The 20,333-nt window shown below is 72.6% G+C and carries 15 protein-coding genes; 7 read left to right on the forward strand and 8 right to left on the reverse strand.

Annotated features, from left to right (window positions below; translation table 11 throughout):
- The first annotated feature begins 119 nt into the window (after positions 1–119).
- The 5 genes from AB0H37_RS41660 to AB0H37_RS41680 are packed head-to-tail and all read left to right on the forward strand — an operon-like array spanning position 120 to position 7,485.
- Entirely contained in the window at positions 120–1,469 is a 1,350-nt protein-coding gene (locus tag AB0H37_RS41660) for a sugar ABC transporter substrate-binding protein (RefSeq protein WP_360618160.1), read from the forward strand.
- Positions 1,470–1,485: 16 nt separating this feature from the next.
- Complete coding sequence (locus AB0H37_RS41665) at positions 1,486–2,424, forward strand: sugar ABC transporter permease (RefSeq protein WP_360618162.1); 939 nt, start codon at positions 1,486–1,488, stop codon at positions 2,422–2,424.
- Positions 2,421–3,266 carry a carbohydrate ABC transporter permease gene (locus tag AB0H37_RS41670; protein ID WP_329087282.1) on the forward strand — a complete coding sequence of 282 codons (846 nt, stop codon included), beginning with the start codon at positions 2,421–2,423 and terminating at the stop codon, positions 3,264–3,266. Before AB0H37_RS41665 ends, AB0H37_RS41670 begins: the two co-directional genes overlap by 4 nt.
- Before the next feature lie 50 nt (positions 3,267–3,316).
- Positions 3,317–5,329 (forward strand): beta-galactosidase, encoded by a 2,013-nt coding sequence (locus AB0H37_RS41675; RefSeq protein WP_360618163.1) that lies wholly within the window; start codon positions 3,317–3,319, stop codon positions 5,327–5,329.
- Positions 5,330–5,331: 2 nt separating this feature from the next.
- Positions 5,332–7,485, forward strand: a complete 2,154-nt coding sequence (locus AB0H37_RS41680; RefSeq protein WP_360618165.1) for a trehalase family glycosidase — start codon at positions 5,332–5,334, stop codon at positions 7,483–7,485.
- A gap of 24 nt (positions 7,486–7,509) precedes the next feature.
- Here AB0H37_RS41680 and AB0H37_RS41685 read toward each other — a convergent pair whose 3' ends face one another.
- Positions 7,510–10,386, reverse strand: a complete 2,877-nt coding sequence (locus tag AB0H37_RS41685) for a tetratricopeptide repeat protein (RefSeq protein ID WP_360618167.1) — start codon at positions 10,384–10,386, stop codon at positions 7,510–7,512.
- A 201-nt stretch (positions 10,387–10,587) separates the two neighbouring features.
- Between AB0H37_RS41685 and AB0H37_RS41690 the strand changes: the two genes are divergently transcribed.
- Positions 10,588–10,752 (forward strand): hypothetical protein, encoded by a 165-nt coding sequence (locus tag AB0H37_RS41690; RefSeq protein ID WP_329087290.1) that lies wholly within the window; start codon positions 10,588–10,590, stop codon positions 10,750–10,752.
- Positions 10,753–10,804: 52 nt separating this feature from the next.
- Here AB0H37_RS41690 and AB0H37_RS41695 read toward each other — a convergent pair whose 3' ends face one another.
- The 7 genes from AB0H37_RS41695 to AB0H37_RS41725 all read right to left on the reverse strand — a co-directional run bounded on the left by AB0H37_RS41695 (position 10,805) and on the right by AB0H37_RS41725 (position 19,034).
- On the reverse strand, positions 10,805–11,698 hold the full coding sequence (locus AB0H37_RS41695) for a formylglycine-generating enzyme family protein (RefSeq protein ID WP_360618168.1): 894 nt from the start codon (positions 11,696–11,698) through the stop codon (positions 10,805–10,807).
- Positions 11,699–11,747: 49 nt separating this feature from the next.
- Positions 11,748–13,748 carry a family 20 glycosylhydrolase gene (locus AB0H37_RS41700; RefSeq protein ID WP_360618170.1) on the reverse strand — a complete coding sequence of 667 codons (2,001 nt, stop codon included), beginning with the start codon at positions 13,746–13,748 and terminating at the stop codon, positions 11,748–11,750.
- 56 nt (positions 13,749–13,804) lie between these two features.
- A complete protein-coding gene (locus tag AB0H37_RS41705) occupies positions 13,805–14,785 on the reverse strand; it encodes an aliphatic sulfonate ABC transporter substrate-binding protein (protein ID WP_360618171.1) in 981 nt (326 codons plus the stop codon).
- Positions 14,782–15,558: an ABC transporter ATP-binding protein gene (locus AB0H37_RS41710; protein WP_329087298.1), complete on the reverse strand. Its 777-nt coding sequence runs from the start codon at positions 15,556–15,558 to the stop codon at positions 14,782–14,784. Before AB0H37_RS41710 ends, AB0H37_RS41705 begins: the two co-directional genes overlap by 4 nt.
- Positions 15,555–16,325 carry an ABC transporter permease gene (locus AB0H37_RS41715; RefSeq protein WP_360618172.1) on the reverse strand — a complete coding sequence of 257 codons (771 nt, stop codon included), beginning with the start codon at positions 16,323–16,325 and terminating at the stop codon, positions 15,555–15,557. The genes AB0H37_RS41710 and AB0H37_RS41715 overlap by 4 nt, the downstream gene beginning before the upstream one ends.
- The gene (locus AB0H37_RS41720) at positions 16,325–17,794 is read right to left on the reverse strand and encodes a sulfatase-like hydrolase/transferase (protein WP_329087302.1); all 1,470 of its coding nucleotides are present in this window, start codon (positions 17,792–17,794) and stop codon (positions 16,325–16,327) included. The genes AB0H37_RS41715 and AB0H37_RS41720 overlap by 1 nt, the downstream gene beginning before the upstream one ends.
- A 73-nt stretch (positions 17,795–17,867) precedes the next feature.
- Entirely contained in the window at positions 17,868–19,034 is a 1,167-nt protein-coding gene (locus tag AB0H37_RS41725; RefSeq protein WP_360618173.1) for an ROK family transcriptional regulator, read from the reverse strand.
- 183 nt (positions 19,035–19,217) lie between these two features.
- On the opposite strand from AB0H37_RS41725, the gene AB0H37_RS41730 reads away from it, so the two are divergent.
- Positions 19,218–20,144: an ROK family protein gene (locus AB0H37_RS41730; protein WP_360618175.1), complete on the forward strand. Its 927-nt coding sequence runs from the start codon at positions 19,218–19,220 to the stop codon at positions 20,142–20,144.
- The last annotated feature ends 189 nt before the right edge of the window (positions 20,145–20,333 follow it).

A 20,333-nucleotide genomic window follows, 5' to 3' on the forward strand; every position in this document is an offset into this window, starting at 1 on the left:
GATGTAGGGGTGCGCGTTCATCTCCCTCTCCTTCACATTCCTTGCCTCACCCTCTTGACGAGAACACAGGATGCAGTGTGCTGTATACAGCATTATCCCGAATCCCTTGGGGAGGCAAGATGGCGACCAACCCCGAACGGGCGGCCATCGGGCGCCGGACCGTCCTGACCGCCGGAGTCGCCGGAGCCGTCTCGGCGCTGCTCGGAGCGAGCGGATGCGCCGCCGGAGGCGGCGCGCGGAAGGCGGGGCCCGCGCTGAGCGCGGGCACGCAGGCCAAGATCGAAGGAAGGATCGGCGTCTGGTCGTGGGACGTCGCGGCGAAGGCGCTCAAGCGGCTGGCCCCGGCCTTCGAGCAGCGCCATCCCGGGACGAGCGTCGACGTCGTCGACATCGGCTACGACAACGCCTACGACAAGATCACCGTAGGAATGAAGGCGGGGAAGGGGCTGCCCGACGTCCTCACGATCGAGGGCAGCAGGCTGCCCGGCTACGTCGGCGCCTTCCCCGGCGGGCTGTACGACCTGACCCCGCTCGCCGGGGCCCGCCAGGCCGAGTTCGCCCGCGCGGCCTGGAAGGACGTCACCGACGAGCACGGCAAGGTCTTCGCCCTGCCCTGGGACGGCGGGCCCTGCGCCCTCTACTACCGCACCGACCTGTTCGAGAAGGCCGGCGTCGACCCGGCGGGCATCGCGACCTGGGACGACTACGTCCGTGCGGGCGAGCGGATCAAGGCGGAGACCGGCAGGAAGCTCCTCGTCATGGACCCGCAGGAGGACAGCATGTTCCCGATGCTGCTCCAGCAGCAGGGGCAGGGCTACATCCGCGGCGGGAGGATCGCCGTCTCCGACCGGCAGGCCGTCCGAGCCGCGACGCTGCTCAAGACGCTCGCCGACAAGGACCTCGTCGCCTTCGAGAAGGGCTGGGACGGCCTGGTCTCGGCGACCAAGGCGGGCAAGGTCGCCACCACCCCCTACGCGGTGTGGTGGTCGGGCACCCTCACCGACGAGATGCCCGAGCTCAAGGACAGGTTCGGCGTCGTGCCGCTGCCGGCGTTCGACCAGGGCGGGGTGCGGACGGCCAACGACGGCGGGTCGACGCTCGCCGTCAGCGGCCACAGCGCGAACGCGCGGGCGGCGTGGGCGTTCGTCGAGTTCGCCCTCGCGAACACCGCCAACCAGGTGTCCATGCTGAAGAACGAGGGCCTGTTCCCCGCCTACCTGCCCGCGCTGAAGGACCCGTTCGTGACCGCGCCGCAGCCCTACTACGGCGGCCGGCCCGTCTTCGCGACGTTCGCCGACCTCGCGAACAAGGTGCCCCCGATCGAGATCTCCAAGGACGGCCCCAAGGCGAGGGACGTCGTCAACCGGACCGTCTCCGGCATCGTGCTGCACGGGGACGACCCGGCGAAGGCCCTGACCTCGGCGGCCAAGCAGATCGCCGCCGCGACCGGCCGGTCGATCGCCGAGTGACGCCGTGGTCGTCGACGTGACGAAACGAAGGGCCGGAGAGAGCGGCCCCGCCCGGACGGCCCGGCCGGACGCGCCGCCCCGGCGGCGGGAGCGCTGGCGCCGCCGGTGCACCCCGTGGACCTTCGCGGGCCCGGCTGCGGCGCTGCTGGCGCTGTTCTTCGCCTATCCGCTGCTGGCCGGCCTCTACCAGAGCTTCACCGCCGACCGCGACGGCGTGACGACCTGGGTCGGGCTGGCCCAGTACCGCCGGATGGCGGCGGACCCCGTCTTCTGGGCCGCGCTGCGCAACACCGGACTGATCCTCCTCGTCCAGGTCCCGGTCATGATCGGGCTGGCGCTGCTGCTGGCGTTCGGGCTGAACCAGTCCTGGCTGCGCCTGCGCTCGGGCTTCCGCATCGCCTACTTCCTGCCCGCCGTCACGATGCTGGTCGCCTACTCGGTGGTGTTCCGCGTCCTGCTCAAGACCGACGGCGGCCTGGTCAACCAGATGCTCGGCGCCGTGGGCCTGCCCGCGGTCGACTGGCTGAACGGCCCCGGCTGGGCGCGGCTGGCGCTGATCGGCTCGATCACCTGGCGGTGGACGGGCTACAACGCGGTCATCCTGCTGGCCGGCCTCCAGTCGATCGGCCGGGAGCAGTACGAGGCGGCGGCCATCGACGGCGCCGGGCCCGTCACCACGTTCGTCCGGGTGGTCATGCCCCAGCTGCGCCCCGTCATCCTGTTCTGCTCGGTGACCTCGACGATCGGAACGCTCCAGCTCTTCGACGAGAACTACGTCCTGACCGGCGGCGGGCCGGGCAACGCCACGACGACGCCCGTCCTCTACCTCTACAAGGTGGGCTTCGAGCAGCTCGACTTCGGCTACGCGGCCGCCCTCTCCTGGGTCGTCGTCGCGGTCATCGGCCTGATCTCCTACGCCCAGTTCCGCTTCTTCGGGAAGGAGAAGTCCCGGTGAGGCCGGCCGCCGAAGGAAGGGCCCGTCCCCGCGCGGGCCGCGCGCTCGCCCTGCTGCTGCTCCTGGTGGGCGCGATGATCAGCGCGGCGCCGTTCTACTGGATGGTGGTCGCCTCCACCCGCGACGACGCCGAGCTGTTCGTGTCGCCGCCGCCGTTCCTGCCGGGCGGACGGTTCCTGCACAACCTGGTGGAACTGGAGCACACGATCGGCTTCGGCCGGGTCATGCTCAACAGCGCGGGCGTCGCCGTCGTCTACACCGTGCTCAGCTCGCTGATCTCCGCCATGTGCGGGTACGCGCTGGCCAAGTACCGGTTCCGGGGACGGCGGCTGCTGCTCGGCGCCGTGCTGGCGACCATGATGATCCCCTTCCAGGTGCTGCTCGTCCCGCTGTTCCAGATGATGGCGAGCCTCGGATGGGTCGACACCTACCAGGCGGTCATCCTGCCGTTCCTGGCCAACTCGTTCGGCATCTTCCTCATGCGCCAGGCGTTCCTCGGCTTCCCGGACGAGCTGATCGAGTCGGCCCGCATCGACGGCGCCGGCGACCTGCGCATCTTCTACCGGGTCGTCCTGCCGGTGGTCCGGCCCCAGTTCGGCGCGCTGGTCATCTTCACCTTCATGACGCAGTGGAACGCCTTCCTGTGGCCGCTGCTGATGCTGAACACCGAGGACAAGTACACCGCGCCGGTCGCGCTGTACACGCTCATCGGGCAGAGCCACGTCGACTACTCCGGGCTGATCCTCGGCTCCTTCCTGGCGACGCTCCCCCTGATGTTGATCTTCTTCCTGTTCCAGAAGCAGTTCGTGTCCGGTCTCCTAGGAGGGGCGGTCAAGGGATGAGCGAGGCGAACCGGGGGGTGCGGGGGGTCGTCCCCCCGCAAGGAACAGGGGTGAAAGCGGGTATTCGGGTGCCGGGGCTGCTCTATGGCGGGGACTACAACCCCGAGCAGTGGTCAGAGGACGTCTGGGCGGAGGACGTCCGGCTGATGAACGAGGCCGGGGTCAACCTGGTGACGGTGGGCGTGTTCTCCTGGGCGCGGCTGCAACCGGGCCCGGACGCCTGGGACTTCGGGTGGCTCGACCGGCTGCTGGACCTGCTCGCCGCGCACGGCGTGGCCGCCGACCTGGCCACCGCCACCGCGTCGCCGCCCGCGTGGCTGGTGCGCCGCCACCCGGAGATGCTGCCCGTCACGGCGGACGGCGTCCGGCTGGAGTTCGGTTCCCGCCAGCACTACTGCCCGTCCTCGCCCGTCTACCGGGAGTCGGGGACGCGCCTGGCGCGGATGATCGCCCAGCGCTACCGGGCCCATCCGGCGGTCGTGCTGTGGCACGTCCACAACGAGTACGGCGACCATGTGACCGAGTGCTTCTGCGCCACGTCGGCGGCCGACTTCCGGTCCTGGCTGCGGAGGAGGTACGGCAGCGTCGCGGAGCTGAACCACGCCTGGGCGACCGACTTCTGGTCGCAGCGGTACGGCCGGTGGGAGGAGATCGAGCCGCCGCGCGCCGCGCCCGGACCGGTGAACCCGACCCAGCTGCTCGACTGGCGCCGGTTCTGCTCCGACGCCCTGCTCGACTGCTTCCTGGCGGAGAAGGCCGTCCTGGACGAGGACGGCGGGGGCCTCCCGGTGACGACGAACTTCATGTCGATGTTCAAGCCCCTGGACTACTGGAAATGGGCCGCGCACGAGGACATCGTGTCCGACGACGCCTACCCCGACCCGGCCGACCCGGCGGCGCACGTGAACGCCGCGATGAACTTCGACCTGATGCGCTCGCTGAAGGCGGGCCGTCCGTGGCTGCTCATGGAGCAGGCGCCGTCGGCGGTGAGCTGGCGTCGGGTCAACGTGCCGAAGCCGCCCGCGCTGGGACGGCTGTGGTCCTTCCAGGCGGTGGCGCGCGGCGCGGACGGCGTGCTGCACTTCCAGTGGCGGGCGTCGCGGGCGGGGGCCGAGAAGTTCCACAGCGCGCTCCTCCCGCATCGCGGCACCGGATCGCCGCAGTGGGACCGGACCGTGCGCCTCGGGCGCGACCTCGCCCGCCTCGCCGAGGTCGCCGGGACCCGCACCACGGCCGACGTCGCGATCGTCCTGGACTGGGACTCCTGGTGGGCGCTGGAACTGGACGACCACCCCTCGTCCCGGCTCCGGCTCAGGGACCTCACGCTGTCCTGGTACGGCGCGGCGCACGCCCGCGGCGTGACCGTCGACTTCGTCCCCCTCGGCGCGGACCTGGCGCCGTACCGGCTCGTGCTGCTGCCCAACCTCTACATGGTGAGCGACGCGACGTCCGCCTGGCTCGGCTCGTACGTCGCGGACGGCGGCCGGTTGGTCTGCGGCTTCTTCAGCGGCATCGTCGACGAGCACGACCATGTGCATCTGGGCGGTTATCCGGCGCCGCTCCGGGACGTGCTCGGAGTCGTCGTCGACGAGTTCTGGCCCGTCCCGGACGAGGCGTCCGTCGAGGTCGCGTTCGGCGATCGCACCGTCCCGGCGACGCTGTGGAGCGAGTGGCTGGAGACCATCGGGGCGGAGACCGTGGCCGCCTACGCCTCCGGGGCGCTCGCCGGACGCCCGGCGGTCACCCGCAACGCGCACGGCGCCGGCCGGGCCTGGTACGTGAGCTGCCACCTGGGCGAGCGCATCGGGCTCGTGCTGGACGAGGCGTTCGCCGACGCGGGCGTCCGCCCGGTGCACGCCGTCCCGGACGGGGTCGAGGCCGTCCGCCGCGACGGGCCCGCCGCGTCGTACCTCTTCCTGCTCAACCATCGCGACGCCGAGACGGACGTGCCCGTCCCGGACGGCGTCGACCTTCTGTCCGGTACCGCCGTGCGGGACACGCTCCGGCTGCCCCCGCTCGGGGCGGCGGTGCTCAGGACGACCCACCCCCACCCCGAGAGGTGATCATGCGACGATCGCTCAACGCCCTGGCCGGGCTCACGCTCGGCTCCGCCCTCATCGTCACCGCCGTTCCGGCGTCGTCCGCCGCAGAGCGCAAGGCCGGGCCCGAAGGCTACGCCGACGTGCTCGACCTGCACGGCGTCCCGGCCGGTGCCCTGCCCGCGGAGGTCAACGAGGTCAACGTCTTCAGCGACCGCGGCGCCTGGCACGCCTATGCCCTGCCGCGGACGGGCGACAAGGACGCCTACGGCGGGTTCTCCGGACCGCTGTACATCGCCCAGGAGTACCCGTGGTGGCTGAGCAAGGCGTTCAGCCGCATCCGCCTGCGCGCGGACGGCCGGGACCTCGACCTCGGCGCCGCCGGCGCGCCCCGGCTCACCGCGCTGCCCGGGATGCTGCGCCAGGTCTACGACCTGCCGGGGCTGCGGCTCACCCTCGAACTGCGCTTCGCCTCCGGGCACAGCGCGCTCGTCCGCGCCTCGGTCGCCAACACCGGGAAGGGCTCCCGGACGGTCGAGGTCGGCTGGAGCGGGTCGCTCCTGCGCCCGGACGACGAGCCGATGAAGAGCGCACCGTCCCTGCACGCCACGGCACGCGGCGTCGCGGTCGGTTTCGCCCGCGTCCGCGAGCAGTGGGACTACCTCACCGACGGCACCGAACGGTTCGAGGTGACCCACGCCGAGCCCGTCCGCACCACCGTCACCGGCGACTCCTACCGCACCGACCTGGCGCGCCCGCTCACCCTCGCGCCGCGCCGCTCGTCCGAGCTGACATGGGCCGAGACCTACACCTTCACCGCCGCCGAACGCGAGCGGGAGGCCCCGGCGGTGCGCGACCTGCTGCTCCGCCCCGGCAAGGCGATCGGCGACACCGACGCCCGCTGGCGCCGGTACGTGGCGGCCGTCACCGCCGACGTGCCCGCCGGACGGCGGCGGCTGGCGGTCAAGGCGCTCGAAACCCTCGTCACGAACTGGCGCGGCCCGGCCGGAAGGCTCGACCACGGGGGCATCACGCCGTCCATCTCCTACAAGTGGTTCACCGGCGGCTTCTGGGCCTGGGACACCTGGAAGCAGGCGGTCGGCGTGGCCGGCTTCGACCCGGCCCTGGCCGAGTCGCAGATCAGGTCGATGTTCGACCACCAGATCACCGCGGGTTCGCGGACCCGGCCGCAGGACGCCGGCATGATCCCCGACTGCCTCTTCTACAACGACCCCGCCCGCGGCGGCGGCAACTGGAACGAGCGCAACACCAAGCCGCCGCTGGCCGCCTGGGCGGTCTGGGAGACCTACCGGCGAAGCGGTGACGCCCGGTTCCTGCGCGAGATGTATCCGAAGCTGCTGGCCTACCACGACTGGTGGTACCGCAACCGGGACCACGACCACGACGGCCTCGCCGAGTACGGCGCGACCGTCGACCCGGCCAACGACACGCCGGAGGCGCGGCGGCAGGCCGCCGCGTGGGAGAGCGGCATGGACAACGCCCCGCGCTTCGACGCCGCTCTCGGCACCACCGCCGTCGAGAACCGGGACGCGGCCGGACGGGTCGTGGGCTACTCGCTGAACCAGGAGTCCGTCGACCTCAACTCCTACCTCGCCGCCGAGAAGGGCTACCTCGCGCTGATCGCGCGGCGGCTCGGCGACGGGGCGACGTCCCGCCGCCTGACCGCGCAGGCGCGGACGCTGACCGCCGCCATCCGCGAGTCGATGTACGACCCGGCGACCGGCTACTTCTACGACACCGACCTCGCGTCGGGGCGGCGCCTCACGGAACGGGGCCGCGGCATCGAGGGCGCGATCCCGCTGTGGGCGGGCGTCGCGACCGGACCCCAGGCCGCCGCCGTCCGCGGCAGGCTGACCGACCCGGAGGAGTTCGCCACCCCGATGCCGTTCGCGACGGTGTCGAAGAGCTCGCCGTACTTCGCCCCGGACAAGTACTGGCGCGGCCCGGTCTGGCTCGACCAGGCGTACTTCTCCCTGGAGGGCCTGCGGAGGTACGGCTACCGCGCCGACGCGTCCGCTCTCGCCGACCGCCTGCGCGGCTCGGCGTCCGGCCTGCTCGGAGACGCGCCGATCATGGAGAACTACCACCCCCTGACGGGAGCCCCGCTGAACTCCACCAACTTCAGCTGGTCCGCCGCACTGCTGCTGGCCTTGGACTGACGTCCCGGGCGGCGACCGCGCCGCCTACTCGTGCCCGGGCGGTCCTGACCACTCAGGACCGCCCCGGGGTCCTTTGCTGCGATGCCTGGTGCGTCGGCGCTTGGTGTCCCGTTGCTGGACCTGGGACTCGCGTTGCAGGCGGCGGCGCCATCGTTCCAGGCTCTTGAGGGTGTTCTGGGTGTGCTCGTGGTTGCGGCCCAGCACCCGCCAGCGGTCGGCCAGGACCTCCTCGAAGGTGGTGACCGCCGCCACCACGTCGCCTGATTCGGCCTGCCAGCGACCGAGGCCGTTGCGGGTGGCCAACGTCTGGGGATGGTCGCGGCCCAGGATTCGTTCGTGGTCGGCGAGAAGGTCCTCGTAGGCGCTGACCGCGCTGACCGCGTCCCCGGCCTGGCCTCGGGAGTAGGCCAGCTGGGCGCGGGTGCGCAGGGTCTCGGGATGGTCGGGCCCGAGGACGCGCAGGTGGTCGGCCACGAGCCGCTCCAGATCCTCGACCGCGCTCGCCGGGTCGATCTTCTTTCCCCGTACGCGGGCGAGGATGCCGCTGACGACCAGGGTGGCGGGATTGTCGGCGCCCAGGACCCGGACGTGCGCGGCGACGAGTCGCTCGTAGTCCTCCAGGAGGTTCTCGGTGTCCCCTCTGCGCCACCGCCAATGGAGGGCGTCCTTCCAGGCGGCCAGGGTCTGGGGGTGGTCCGGCCCCTGGATCCGTTCCCGGTCGGCCAGGAGCTCTTCGCAGGCGGCGGCCGCCCCCGCCGCGTCGCCCGCGTCACCGCGCCATTTCGCCAGGCTCTCCCGGATGCTCAGCATGGCCTGGAGGTCGTCGGGGTCGTCCGGCCTCGCCAGGCGGCCCTGGTGGGCGAGGATGCTCTCGAACGCGTTCACGGCGCCGTCGGCGTCGCCCGCCTCCCCGCGGGAGTTCGCCAGGTTCCTCCGGGTGGCCAGGACGTCGGGGTGGTCGGCGCCGAGGATCCATTCCTGCTCGGCCAGCAGCTCTTCGAGTTCTTCGATCGCGCCCGCGACGTCGCCGCCGCGGCGGCGGAGGGTCGCGAGGTCGTTGCGGGCGGAGAAGGTCCGCGGGTGCTCGGGGCCGAGCGTGCGGGTGAGGTCGGACAGGAGTTCCCCGTACTCGGCCATGGCGCCCGCGATGTCGCCCGCTTCGCCCCGGGCGTGGGCCCTGCCTCTGCGTGCGGACATGGTGTCGGGGTGCTCGGGGCCGAGGATGCGGTCGCCGGCCTGGAAGAGCTCGTCGTAGGCGCCGACGGCCGCTTCGACCTGGCCGGTGTCGCTCAGGCTTCGCGCCGCGCGGAACAGCACCGGATGGCCGCACTCGCGGCCGCCGTCGCCGGTGTGCCGCCACAGGTCCGTGTGGGTGACCTCGTGCAGGCTGTTCGCGTTCGTGCGCAGGACGCTGGTGATCTGGTCGTACTTGATGCGCGGCCACACGTGCATGAGCGCGTCGGCGGCCGTGTGCGCGGTGCGCAGGCGCTCTTGCTCGCCGAGCGTCTCGCGGGTCGCGCGCTGGATGAGCGCGTGGACGCGGACGGCGCCTCCGGCCGCCGTGTCGTGGTCGAGGAGGCTGAACCGGTGCAGGACCCGCAGACCGTCCCACACGTCGGTGCCGTCGGTGTCGCGGCCGGCCGCGCCGGCGGAAGCGGCGGACGTCAGGTATCCCAGGGCGGGCGGGCTGGTCAGCACCGATGAGGGGATGCCGTTCGGGTTCAGCACCGAGCACAGTTGCAGCAGCGGCCTCGCAAGTCCCACGGGGCGGGCCTGGTCCGCGCGCTCGATCGACAGCGACCACGCCGCCGCGACGACCTTGCCGTGGTCGTCGGGGAGGTGTTCGGGTTCGGGCACCAGCTCGGCCAGGGTGCGGCGCCGGTCGGCGAGCCGCTCGCGGTAGCCCGCGCAGTCCAGGCCAAGGTCCACCATGTAGGCGGCCGCCTGCGCCAGCGCCAGGGGGAGCCACCCCAGATCCTCGGCGAGCGCGTCCATCTGGCCGGGATCGTCGGTCATCTCATGGACGCGGAACTTGGCGGTCAGATAGTCCCGTGCCTCTTCCGGTGTGAACAGACCAACGTTCACCCGGCGCCGGCCCTGCTCGACGAGGGCGGCCTCGCGGCGCCAGGTCGTGGCGAGCACCTGTCCCGACGGCCGGTCCGGCGGCCACCAGCCCTGCACGTCGCCCGGTTCCCGGATGTCGTCCAGGACGATGAGCCACGTGTCGCCGGTCGTGGACGCCCACTGCAGGAACCGCCGCGCGGCCTGCTCCGGGTCGTCGGTCGCGACCGACAGGCCCAGGGCCGCCGCGGCCTCGGCGTAGCCGGCCACGATCCCCGGACGGGACGACGCCGTCACCCACAGCAGCATCCGCACCCGTCCGGCGTCCCAGACCTCACGTGCGTAGGCGGCGGCGAGCTGCGTCTTGCCCACCCCGCCCATCCCGGTCAGCACGCGGCCCCGGGGCGGAACCGCTCCATCGGCCTCTGCCGTCGCCTTCTCCAGCAGGGCCAGGACGTCACGTATCTGGTAGCAGTCGGCCCCTCGCGGGATCACCCCGACGAGATGGCGCGGCGCGTCCGGCGGGGGCGGCTCCTCGGCGGCCTCCCGCGCGGGCGGCGAGACGGCCGCCCTCTCCGGGCCCTTCTCCTTGTCGCGGATGCGGCCGCGGGCTTCGAGCCAGGGCGCCGGGTCCTCGTGGAAGGCCTCCATGAGCGCCCTCACCGTGTCGGCCCGCGGCAGCACGGCGGTGTCGCTCACGGCCTTGCGGACGGTAGCCGAGCTCAGACCCGCCTTGTGGGCGAGCCGGTGATGGCTCCAGCCGCCGCGGTCGTACAGCAGACCCATCTGTTCAACGAACTGGCGGCGGGTCGTGATCCTCTCGGGTGCGATCCGCTCCACCGACGCCCTCCTCCGGACCCTGGACGTTCACCCGGGCAGTTGTGTTCAGGTTCGTTCGCCTTCCGGCGCGCGCGAAGCCGGTGACCTGCCCGCCCGGACGGCTTCTCAGGATGAACAGAAGTCTCTCGCAGGTGAACATCATCCCGGCGCACGCTTCCTCCATCAGGCCACGTCCGGCCGATCACCTCCAGGAGGAGAGCAATGGAACGCATCGCGCAGACCGAGCGCCGCCCCGCGCGCGCCGGGAAGGTCCGGCGCCTGCGGGACGCCGCCCTTTTCGCCGCCGTCCGCGGGTTCGCCTACGGCACGGCCACCGCGGGCGGCGCCGCGGCCATCACCTTGATCTCATGGTGGATCGACCGCTGACCCCGCAGAAAAGGCAGGGCCCTGACAGGGGCCCTGCCTTTTCGCGCGCCGTTCAGGCGCCGGCGGCGCAGCGGAAGCCGGTGTTGCCGGTGGTGGAGTCGGGTGTGTTGGAGGTGCGGGCGGCGACGCGGTAGCGGTTGCAGTAGGAGTCGTGGCAGAGGTACGAACCGCCGCGCATGGCACGGGCGTCGCCGTCGCGGGTGAAGGGGTCGGCGCACCATTCCCAGACGTTGCCGACGGTGTTGTAGAGCCCGAAGGCATTGGGGCGGTAGGCGTCGGCGGCGACGGTCCCGGGACGTCCGTCGTGTTGGTCGGGGAATCGGCCGCGCCAGATGTTGCACCGGTCCTGGCCTCGCGGGCGCAGTTCGTCGCCCCACGGATAGGTGGCCTGGTCGAGGCCGCCGCGCGCGGCGTACTCCCATTCGGCCTCGCTGGGGAGCCGTTTGCCCGCCCACGCGGCGTAGGCGGCGGCGTCGTTCCAGGAGACGTGGACGACGGGGTGTTTCCGGCGTTTCTGAATGTGGCTGCCGGGTCCTTCCGGGTGGTTCCAGGCGGCGCCCTCGATGCCGCGCCACCAGGGCGTACCGGCCGGTGACGGAGCCGCGCGCGCCACGGCCGGGGGCAGCAGGCCCCGGAAGACGTAGGACCACCCGTGGCGTTCGGCCTCGGTCCGGTAGCCGGTCTCCTTGGTGAACTGGGAGAACTCGGCGTTGGTGACGGTGTGCGGATCGATGCGGAACGGCTCGACGCGGACGTCGCGGACCGGCCCCTCGCCGTCCAGGGGATTGGCGTCGGCGTCCTCGTTGCCCATGCGGAAGTCGCCGCCGGGGAGCACGATCATGCGGTTGAGCCGGGGGGCGGCGCGGCGGGCCGGGGCGGGCTGGGGGAGGAGCGGCGCGGCCCGGCGCGAGGCGGCGCAGCAGGCGGGGATGTCAGCTGAGGTCATGGCTTCCGATGGGTGTGCGGGGACGGGGACCGTCCCCCGCACACGAGGTTCAGGAGACGGTCAGGGTCAGCGGCGCTTCCACGGGCGCCTGGCCGGACGGCCGGAGGGTGAGGGTGGCCGTGTAGGTGCCGGGGGTGGTGAACGTCCGGTTCGAGACGGCGGTGAACGCGGCGTTGCCGCGCATGTCCGGGATGCTGGCTGTACGGGACGTGGTGAGCGTGACGTCCTCCTGGGCGCCGTCGCTCCAGGTGACCGTGCCGGTGAGGGCGCCGGCGGCGGGGGCGGTGACCGTCCAGGCGGCGCCGGCGGTCGAGCCCGCCGGTACGGTCCTGTCGGCGCCGAGGGCGGCGGTTCGCCAGGGGACGCCGGCGGTCGGGAAGAAGTTGACGCCCTGGAGCGTCAGCCGTCCGCCGATCATGGCGAGCCGGGTGGTGAAGTCGGTGTGGTCACGCTGGGACTGCGGCGTCCAGCCGACCTCGGCGGTGGCGATCAGGCGCGGGTAGGCGTAGTACTGCGCCTGCGGGAGGCGCCGGATGAACTCGCCCCACAGGGCCGACTCCACTCCGAGGACGTCGTTCTCGGAGGTGCCGGGGATGAACGTTCCAGGGTCCCAGCCGTAGTGCCGGTCCAGGCCGCATGGTCCGCCGCAGGCCCACGTGCCGCCCTGGGATTGCCGAGGGTCCTGCTTCTGCGGGACGTAGGTGTTGGCGGCCGGAGAGAGGATCAGCTTGGCGCCCCTGCCCGTGACGGCGCCGGCCACGGCGGTCTTGTCGCCCGCCCAGTACTGGACGACCGCGTTGCCGCGCGGGAGCGCGGTCCGGGCGGTCTCGTTCCAGCCGACGACCGTCTTGCCGAGCGCGCTCACCTGGCCGGTGAAGGCGTCGACCATCGTCGTGTAGTCGGCGCCGCTCGTGCTGTGCGACTCGTCCCCGCCGATGTGCAGGTACGGGCCGGGCGTCATGGCCGCCAGCTGGGTGAGGACCTGCTTGGTGAACTCGTAGGTGACCGGGTTGGCGGCGTCGAACGACGAGTACCCGACGTCGGGGGTGCCGTTGGCGGGGACGGTCGTCTCTCCCGGCTTCAGGGCCGGCTTGGAGCCCGCGCTGTTGAGCTGCGGGATCGCGTGCAGGGCGGCGTTGGTGTGGCCGGGCATGTCGATCTCCGGGACGACGGTCATGCCGCTCGCCCCCGCGTACCGGACGATCTCGGCGTAGTCGGCCTTGGTGTAAAAGCCGGTGACGCCGAGTTCCGTGCCCATCTGCCGGCCGCCGGAGTTGTACGTCATCGCGGTCGAGCCCGAGACCGAGGTGAGCCTGCCGTAGTCGATCCCCGAGGGGTTCGCCGCGGGGGCGTCCATCGCGATCCGCCAGCCCTGGTCGTCGCTCAGGTGCAGGTGCAGACGGTTGACCTTGAACTGCGCGGCGGCGTCGATGTACCTCCTGACCTCGTCCACCGGGTAGAAGCTGCGGGCGACGTCGAGCATCATGCCGCGGTGCGCGAACCGCGGATAGTCGGTGATCTCGACGTGCGGCACGGTCCAGGCGGCGCGGGCCTTCGCGGGCGACTCCGCCCACTGGGGGAAGAGCTGCCGGAGGGTCTGCACGCCGTTGAGGGCGCCGTTGGCCGTGGACGCCTCGATGACGACCTGCGCCGGGTTCGCGGCGAGGTCGTAGCCCTCCGGGCGGCCCGCCGGTCCGAGCCCCGGGCCGACCTTGACGACGATCGGCTTCCGGCCGGTCCTCGCGGACACGACCGGCAGCCGGTAACCGGTGGACGGCCGCAGCGCCTTCGCGAGGTAGGCGGCGGGCGCCGCGGCCCCGCCGCCGACCGCCACGATGGAGGTCGCCGGATCGAGACGGTAGCCGGGGCCGCCGCTCGCCTCGACGGACACCGGCTTCGGCACCAGGCCGAGCGAGGCGGCGGGACGGTCCCCGATCGCGCCGGCCCGCGCGGGCGCGGCGGCGAGCGGGGAGAGTGCGGCGGTGAGGAGGGCCGCGAGCGAGGCCGCGACCGTGCGGCGGCGGGACAGGGGGTGGCGTTGACGGGGCATGGGGGTGTGCCTCCTCGGCGGTGGCCCGGCCGGCCGGACGCCGGCCGGGTCCGGGATCACTTGCTGCCGGCGTTGGTGTAGAGGCTCGCGGTGTAGTAGGCGGCCGGGTCGGGGGAGGAGGGCAGCTTGCCCATCGCGACGAAGATGTCGGACAGGCCCTTGTACCAGCCGTTCACCGTCCCGTCCCCGGTCAGCCGGGTCAGCTCCGCCGAGCTGAAGGTCTTGGTGACGGCGGACGAGCCCTTGAACTGCGCGGGGGGCACCTTGACGAACGCCGCGGCCGTCGTCTCGGCCTCCGCGGTGTGGCCGTCCACCCAGTCGTTGGCCTGCTGGAGCACCTTGATGACCTTGCGCACCGTCGCCGGATCGTCCTTCACGACCTGGTTGCGGGCGACGAAGGAGCTCGGGAACGACATGGCCGGGAAGAAGTCGGCGTTCTTGGACAGCTCGACCAGCCCGGGAGTGCGCTTCCTCATGGTGTCGATCAGCGGGTACCAGATCGCGGCGGCGTCCACCTTGCCGGACGAGAACGCGGTGACCACGGTGCTCGGGTCCATCGGCACGCGCCGCACGTCCTTCGGGGTCAGCCCCGCCTTCTTCAGCGCGAGCTGGAGGAGCATGTCGCCGGACGTCCCCTCGGGCACGGCGACCTTCTTGCCCCGGAGCCCGGCGACGCTCGTGATCCCCGACTTCGGGGCGGCGATGATCCGGTCGGCCTGGCCGAGCATGTTCACTGCGATGATCTTGGCCTTGCCGGACGCGGGCATCCAGGTCGCGCCCGGCCCGATGTAGCCGTAGTCGAGGTCGCCGGCGCCGAGCGCCTGGATCTGGAGCGGGCCGTTGGTGAAGACCTTCAGCCGGGGCTTGAGCCCGGCCTTCTCCCACAGGCCGAGCCTGTCGGCGGCGGCGAGGGTGGCCGCGCCGGAGAAGTCGGCGATGTAGCCGAACTTCACGGTCGTCCCGCCGTCGTCCTCGCCGCCGCAGGCGGCCGGCGTCAGCAGGAGAAGCGACGCGGCCAGCAGGCGCAGAGATCTCATGGTGCTGTCCCTTCGGGGGTCGGGGCGGGGGGCTGGTGGTAGACGGCCGTCCAGACCTCGCGGCGGAGCTCGTCGAACTCCGGCGACAGGCGGATCTCCTCGGTGCGGGGATAGGGCAGCCCGACGTCGACGACCTTGTGGATCCGGCCGGGGCGCGCGGCCATGACGACCACCCGTCCGGCCAGGTACACGGCCTCGTCCACGTCGTGGGTGATGAACATGACGGTGCGGCGCTCCCGGGTCCAGGTGTCGAGGAGCCCGTCCTGGAGCTGGACGCGGGTCAGCGCGTCCAGGGCGCCGAACGGCTCGTCCATCAGCAGCACCGACGGGTCGACGGCGTACGCGCGGGCGATGGCGCACCGCTGCTTCATCCCGCCGGACAGCGCCTTCGGGAGCGCGTCGGCGAAGTCGGCCAGGCCGACCAGGTCGAGGTAGTGCTCGGCGGTCGCGCGGCGCTCCTTCTTGGACACTCCGGCGATCTTCAACCCGAACTCGACGTTCTTGCGCGCGCTCATCCAGGGGAACAGCGCGTACTGCTGGAAGATGACGCCGCGCTCGGGGCCGGGCCCCGCGACCCGCGCGCCGTCCACCTCGACGGTCCCGGCGTCCGGGGCGAGCAGCCCGGCGGCGAGGTTCAGCAGGGTGCTCTTGCCGCAGCCGGACGGCCCGACGACGGTGACGAACTCGCCGTCGGCGATGTCCAGCGAGACGCCGTCCAGGGCGGTGAACGAGGCGAACCGGTGGGTGACGTCCCGGAAAGAGATCTTGTTCATCGGCGCTCCTGCCATCCGGTGAGCCGCCGCTCGGCGAGCAGCAGCAGGCGGTCCATCGCGAGTCCGGTGAGCCCGATCACGATCAGCGACACGAAGATGGTCGGCAGCTCGTAGTAGAGCTGCGCCTGCTGCATCCGGTAGCCGAGCCCGCCCTGCGAGGCGATCAGCTCGGCCGCCACGACCGTGGCCCAGGACGCCCCGAGCCCGATCCGCATGCCGACCAGGATGAACGGGGTCGAGGCCGGCACCACCACGTCGGTGAACAGGGTCCGGTCGCCGGCGCCGAGCACCCGGGCGGCGTTGATCAGCGTCCGGTCGACCGAGACGACGCCCTGGTAGGTGGACACGACGCAGGACAGGAACGCGGCCAGGAAGATCACGAAGACCTTCGGGGTCTCGTCGATGCCCATCAGCACCACCGCCAGCGGGATGATCGCCAGCGGCGGGATCATGCGGAAGAACTGGAGCCACGGCTCGAACAGCCCGCGCACCACCGGGTACCAGCCCATCGCGAACCCGACCGGGACCGCGAGCACGATGCCGAGGACGAAGCCGAGCAGCACGCGGCGCAGGCTGGCGAGCAGGTCGTCGAACAGCGTGCCGTCCTCGATCAGCTCCCCGGCGCGGCGCGCCACCGGGACCGGGCCGGGGAACCCGTCGACCCCGCTCTTGGACAGCCCGACCCAGACCGCGAGGCCCAGCACGGCCGAGGCGAGGGTCAGCGAGGCGGCGCGCAGGCGCCCCCGCCGCCGGTCGGCGGCGGCCATCACGCGACCTCGTCCGCGACGCCGTCGACGTCGGGCGCCCGGCCGGCGCCGATGTCGGCCATGTAGCTCATCCAGGTGTAGGCCGGGTCGCCCCGGCGCAGCAGCTCCCGGTAGAGCCGGCCGGTCATGTCCCGCCGCACGTCCGCGTAGGCGGGCGCCGGGTACACGTTCCGCAGCTCGTGGGGGTCGTCCTCCAGGTCGTACAGCTCGTGGACGCTCTCGGGGTTGAACACGAGCTTGTGGCGGCGGTCGCGGATCATCCGCTGCGAGTAGGGGAAGTGGTGGCCGTGGAACTCGGCGACCACCTCGGGGCGGGGGTCGTCCTCCCCGGCGATGAGCGGCAGCAGGCTCCGGCCGTCGCAGGGATCGCCGGCCGGCAGCCCGGCCAGGTCCAGGATCGTCGCGTGCAGGTCGATCAGCGTGGCGAACTCGTCGACCGCGCGGACGGGCGCGCCCGGCACCCGGATGATCCCGGGGATGCGGTAGATGTCCTCGTACATCGCCGGGCCCTTGTCGTTGAGCCGGTGCGCGCCGGTGAACTCGCCGTGGTCGGCGGTGAACACGACCGCCGTGTCGTCCCACAGGCCGTGCTCGCGGAGCCGGTCGAGGATCCGCCCGGCCTGCTGGTCGATCATCGTGACGTAGCCCCAGTAGACGGCGATCAGCTTGCGCCAGGCGTCGGCGTCGAAGTGGTCGGCCGACCAGTACTCGGCGTAGCGGCGCTGGACGTCGGGCTTGCCGGCGAACGTCTCGGCCATGGACGCCGGCAGCGGCACGTCCGCCGGGTCGTACAGGTCGTAGTAGGCGTCGGGCAGCAGGTAGGGCAGGTGCGGGCCGAACCAGTTGCACGTCAGCGCGAACGGCCGCCCGTCGGCGGCGTACCGGTCGATCAGTTCGATCGTCCGGTCGGCGAGGAACGTCTCGACGGTCGCCTCGGCGGGCTGGTCCAGCCGTCCGGCGATCAGGTGGCCGCGCCCGGAGTCGTTGGGGGCCTTGCCGAAGACCGCCTCGCGCACCCTGAACGGCGGGTGCCCGTTGTCCTTGAGCCAGGCCCGGTAGGACGGATGGTGGAACGGGTTCAGCGCCCCGGGCAGGTGCTCGCCGTCCATGCCGTGGTGCTCGGGGCCGCGTTCGCGGCCGATGTGCCACTTGCCGACGTGGCCCACGTTGTAGCCCGCGTCCAGCAGCGGCCGGACGAAGTTGGGGAAGTCGTCGTCCACCTCGTCCTTGGCGCCCCCGTTGCGTTCGGGGTTGACGAGCAGGCCGTGGCGGAACGGATGGGTGCCGGTGAAAAGGGAGGCGCGGGCCGGGGTGCAGATCGCGGTCGGCGTGTAGAACCGGTCGAACCTGGTGCCCTCCGCCGCCAGCCCGTCCAGCGCCGGCGTGCGCACGACCGGGTTGCCGTAGCAGCCCAGCGTGTCGACCCGGTGCTGGTCGGTCATGAGGATCAGGACGTTGCGAGGGGACACGGGACTCCGTTCATTAATTCCTGAGGGTTTACAAAAATAGGCGCCTTGTTGCGGGGTGCCGGCCGGGCGGGATCTACGGGTCGGCGGGCGTCGGGCCGGGCGGGAGGGGGTCCTGCTCCTTGAGGACCAGGGCGATCGCGCCCATCGCCGACGCGGCGGGCCCGAGGTCGGCCGGGACGACGTCGAGCGCCCGCGGCTCGCCCGGCAGGGCGAGTTCGCCGATCGCCGACCTGATCGGATCGAGGACCAGGCCGCCGAGCGTGGCGAGGTCCCCGCCGACGACGACGCGCCGGGGGTCGAGCTGGGCCACGGTGCCCGCCAGGACCGTCCCCAGCGTGCGGGCCGCCTCGACGACCACCCCCGTCACCGCGGGCGTCCGGGACCGCGCGGCCTCCAGCAGGTCGTCGGTGCCCGTCAGCCGGACGCCCCGCGACGCGGCGGCCTCCAGCAGCGCCGGCACGCCGATCCGTCCCTCGAGGCAGCCGCGCCCGCCGCAGTGGCACCGCGGTCCCGTCGGATCGACCGAGACGTGGCCGAGCTCGCCGGACGCCCCGTGCCCCCCGCGCAGCAGCCGCCCGCCGGAGATGAAGCCGCCTCCGACGCCGACCGCCCACCGCACGTAGACCACGTCCTCGGCCGAGCGCGCGGCGCCCCACGTCTGCTCGGCCAGCGCGGCGAGACGGGCGTTGTTGTCGACCTCGACGCGGGTGGCGAAGGCGGACTCCAGGCGTTCGGCGGCCCGCCGCCGCCGGTCGGAGGCGTCCATCACCCCGACCAGGCCGATCCCTATCGCCTCCAGCGCGCGCAGCCCGATGCCGCGGTCGTCGCAGACCTTGCGGATCAGCGCGACGGCGAGGTCGGCCTGCTCGCTCTCGTCCGCGTCCGGCGCCGAGTCGTCCACGGCTGTGGCGACGACCTGCCGGGCGATGTTGGCGATCGCGACCCGGATCCGCCGCCGGCCGAGATCCACGCCGATCAGCAGCCCGGCGTCGGGGTTGAGGGAGACGCGGGTCGCCGGCCGCCCCCGGCCGCGGGGCCGGCCGTCGTCCTCGGCCCCCGACTCGATCACCGCCCCGCGCTCCATGAGCTCGGAGATGATGGCGAACAGCGTCGTGCGGGACAGGCCGGTGCGCTCGATGAGCCGCGTGCGGCTCATCGGCCCCTCACCGCGCAGCGCCGCCAGCACGGCCCCCTCGTGGGTCTGCCGGAGCCGTTGCAGCGCGTCCGCCCGCTTCTCCATGCCGGGAAGCATGGACGATGGTCCCGATTAATGTCAATGCTCCGGACGAAAACCCTCCCTGGTGGGTGCGGTGAACGGCCCCTGGTCATCGCTCATTTCTCTCTTGACCGCCGCGGCCTCCCGTTCCTACGGTTCCCGCATATGGAAAGCGCTTACTCGGCTCGCGCCGACGGGGGGAACGGGATGGCACGCAGGCCCACCGGGAGCGTCGTCGCGCTCGATGTCGGCGGCACCCGCATCAAGGCGGGCATCGTCGGCCCCGGACACGACGTCCTGCTGGATCGCACCCGCGACACCGGGGCCGCCGAGGGGGCGGACGCCGTGGCCGCGCGCGTGCTCGACCTGGTGACGGAGTTGCTCGATGAGGCGGAAGCGGGTGGATGCGCCGCCGGCGCCGTGGGCGTCGCGCTTCCCGGCATCGTCGAGGAGGCCGCGGGCCGGGTGGTCCTGTCCGCCAACCTGGGCTGGCGCGACCTCGACCTGGCCGCCCTTCTCGCCAAGCGCACGGAACTGCCCATCGCGATCGGGCACGACGTGCGCGCCGGCGGTCTGGCCGAATCGGTCCTGGGGGCCGGCCGGCACTGCCGCGATCTGCTGTTCCTGCCGATCGGGACGGGGATCGCGGGCGCGATGATCCTTGACGGCCGCCCGTACGCCGCCGGCGGCTACGCGGGGGAGATCGGCCATCTGCGCGTGGAGCCGGACGGCCGGCCGTGCCGATGCGGCGGCCGGGGCTGCCTGGAGCGGTACGCCTCGGCGGCCGCGATCGCCGGCGCCTACGCCGCCCGCGCCGGGGAGCCGGTGACCGCGGCCGAGGTCGCGGCGCGCGTGGCGGCGGGCGACCCGGTCGCCGTCGCGGTCTGGGGGGAGGCGGTCGAGGCGCTCGCCGTCGCCCTCGGCGCCTACGCCACGGTCTGCGCGCCGGAACTGGTCATCGTCGGCGGAGGGCTGGCCGGGAGCGGTGAGCTCCTGCTGGAGCCGCTGCGCGCCTCGTTGTCGGCCCGGCTGACCTTTCAGCGCGTCCCCCGGATCGTCCGCGCGGAACTCGGAGACCGGGCCGGTCTTCTGGGCGCCGCACTGCTGGCACGCGCCGGTGCCGGAGCGCCGTGAGCGTCTTCGTGGCCGATTACCACCGGGTTTGCGGGCGCCGCTGAACGGGATTCAGCCGACGTCTCCGAAGTGCGGGTGCGCCCGGGGGCGTAGCCGTCATGATCTGTTTTCTTGGATCGGCCCCACGCAGATTCACGCCAAAAGGCGAAGTTCTCCTCATTGACTCTTGAATCCTCTCCTTCGCGCCGG

It is taken from the genome of Actinomadura sp. NPDC023710, assembly GCF_040639875.1.
Lineage (GTDB): Bacteria > Actinomycetota > Actinomycetes > Streptosporangiales > Streptosporangiaceae > Spirillospora > Spirillospora citrea.

What these genes read in the sequence shown, in the direction of transcription:
- AB0H37_RS41660 (WP_360618160.1), top strand. Translation starts at nt 120, where the DNA reads ATGGCGACCAACCCCGAACGGGCGGCCATCGGGCGCCGGACCGTCCTG.
- AB0H37_RS41730 (WP_360618175.1), top strand. Translation starts at nt 19,218, where the DNA reads ATGGCACGCAGGCCCACCGGGAGCGTCGTCGCGCTCGATGTCGGCGGC.
- AB0H37_RS41695 (WP_360618168.1), bottom strand. Translation starts at nt 11,698, where the DNA reads ATGACCTCAGCTGACATCCCCGCCTGCTGCGCCGCCTCGCGCCGGGCC.
- AB0H37_RS41690 (WP_329087290.1), top strand. Translation starts at nt 10,588, where the DNA reads ATGGAACGCATCGCGCAGACCGAGCGCCGCCCCGCGCGCGCCGGGAAG.
- AB0H37_RS41715 (WP_360618172.1), bottom strand. Translation starts at nt 16,325, where the DNA reads ATGGCCGCCGCCGACCGGCGGCGGGGGCGCCTGCGCGCCGCCTCGCTG.
- AB0H37_RS41725 (WP_360618173.1), bottom strand. Translation starts at nt 19,034, where the DNA reads ATGGAGAAGCGGGCGGACGCGCTGCAACGGCTCCGGCAGACCCACGAG.
- AB0H37_RS41710 (WP_329087298.1), bottom strand. Translation starts at nt 15,558, where the DNA reads ATGAACAAGATCTCTTTCCGGGACGTCACCCACCGGTTCGCCTCGTTC.
- AB0H37_RS41680 (WP_360618165.1), top strand. Translation starts at nt 5,332, where the DNA reads ATGCGACGATCGCTCAACGCCCTGGCCGGGCTCACGCTCGGCTCCGCC.
- AB0H37_RS41700 (WP_360618170.1), bottom strand. Translation starts at nt 13,748, where the DNA reads ATGCCCCGTCAACGCCACCCCCTGTCCCGCCGCCGCACGGTCGCGGCC.
- AB0H37_RS41705 (WP_360618171.1), bottom strand. Translation starts at nt 14,785, where the DNA reads ATGAGATCTCTGCGCCTGCTGGCCGCGTCGCTTCTCCTGCTGACGCCG.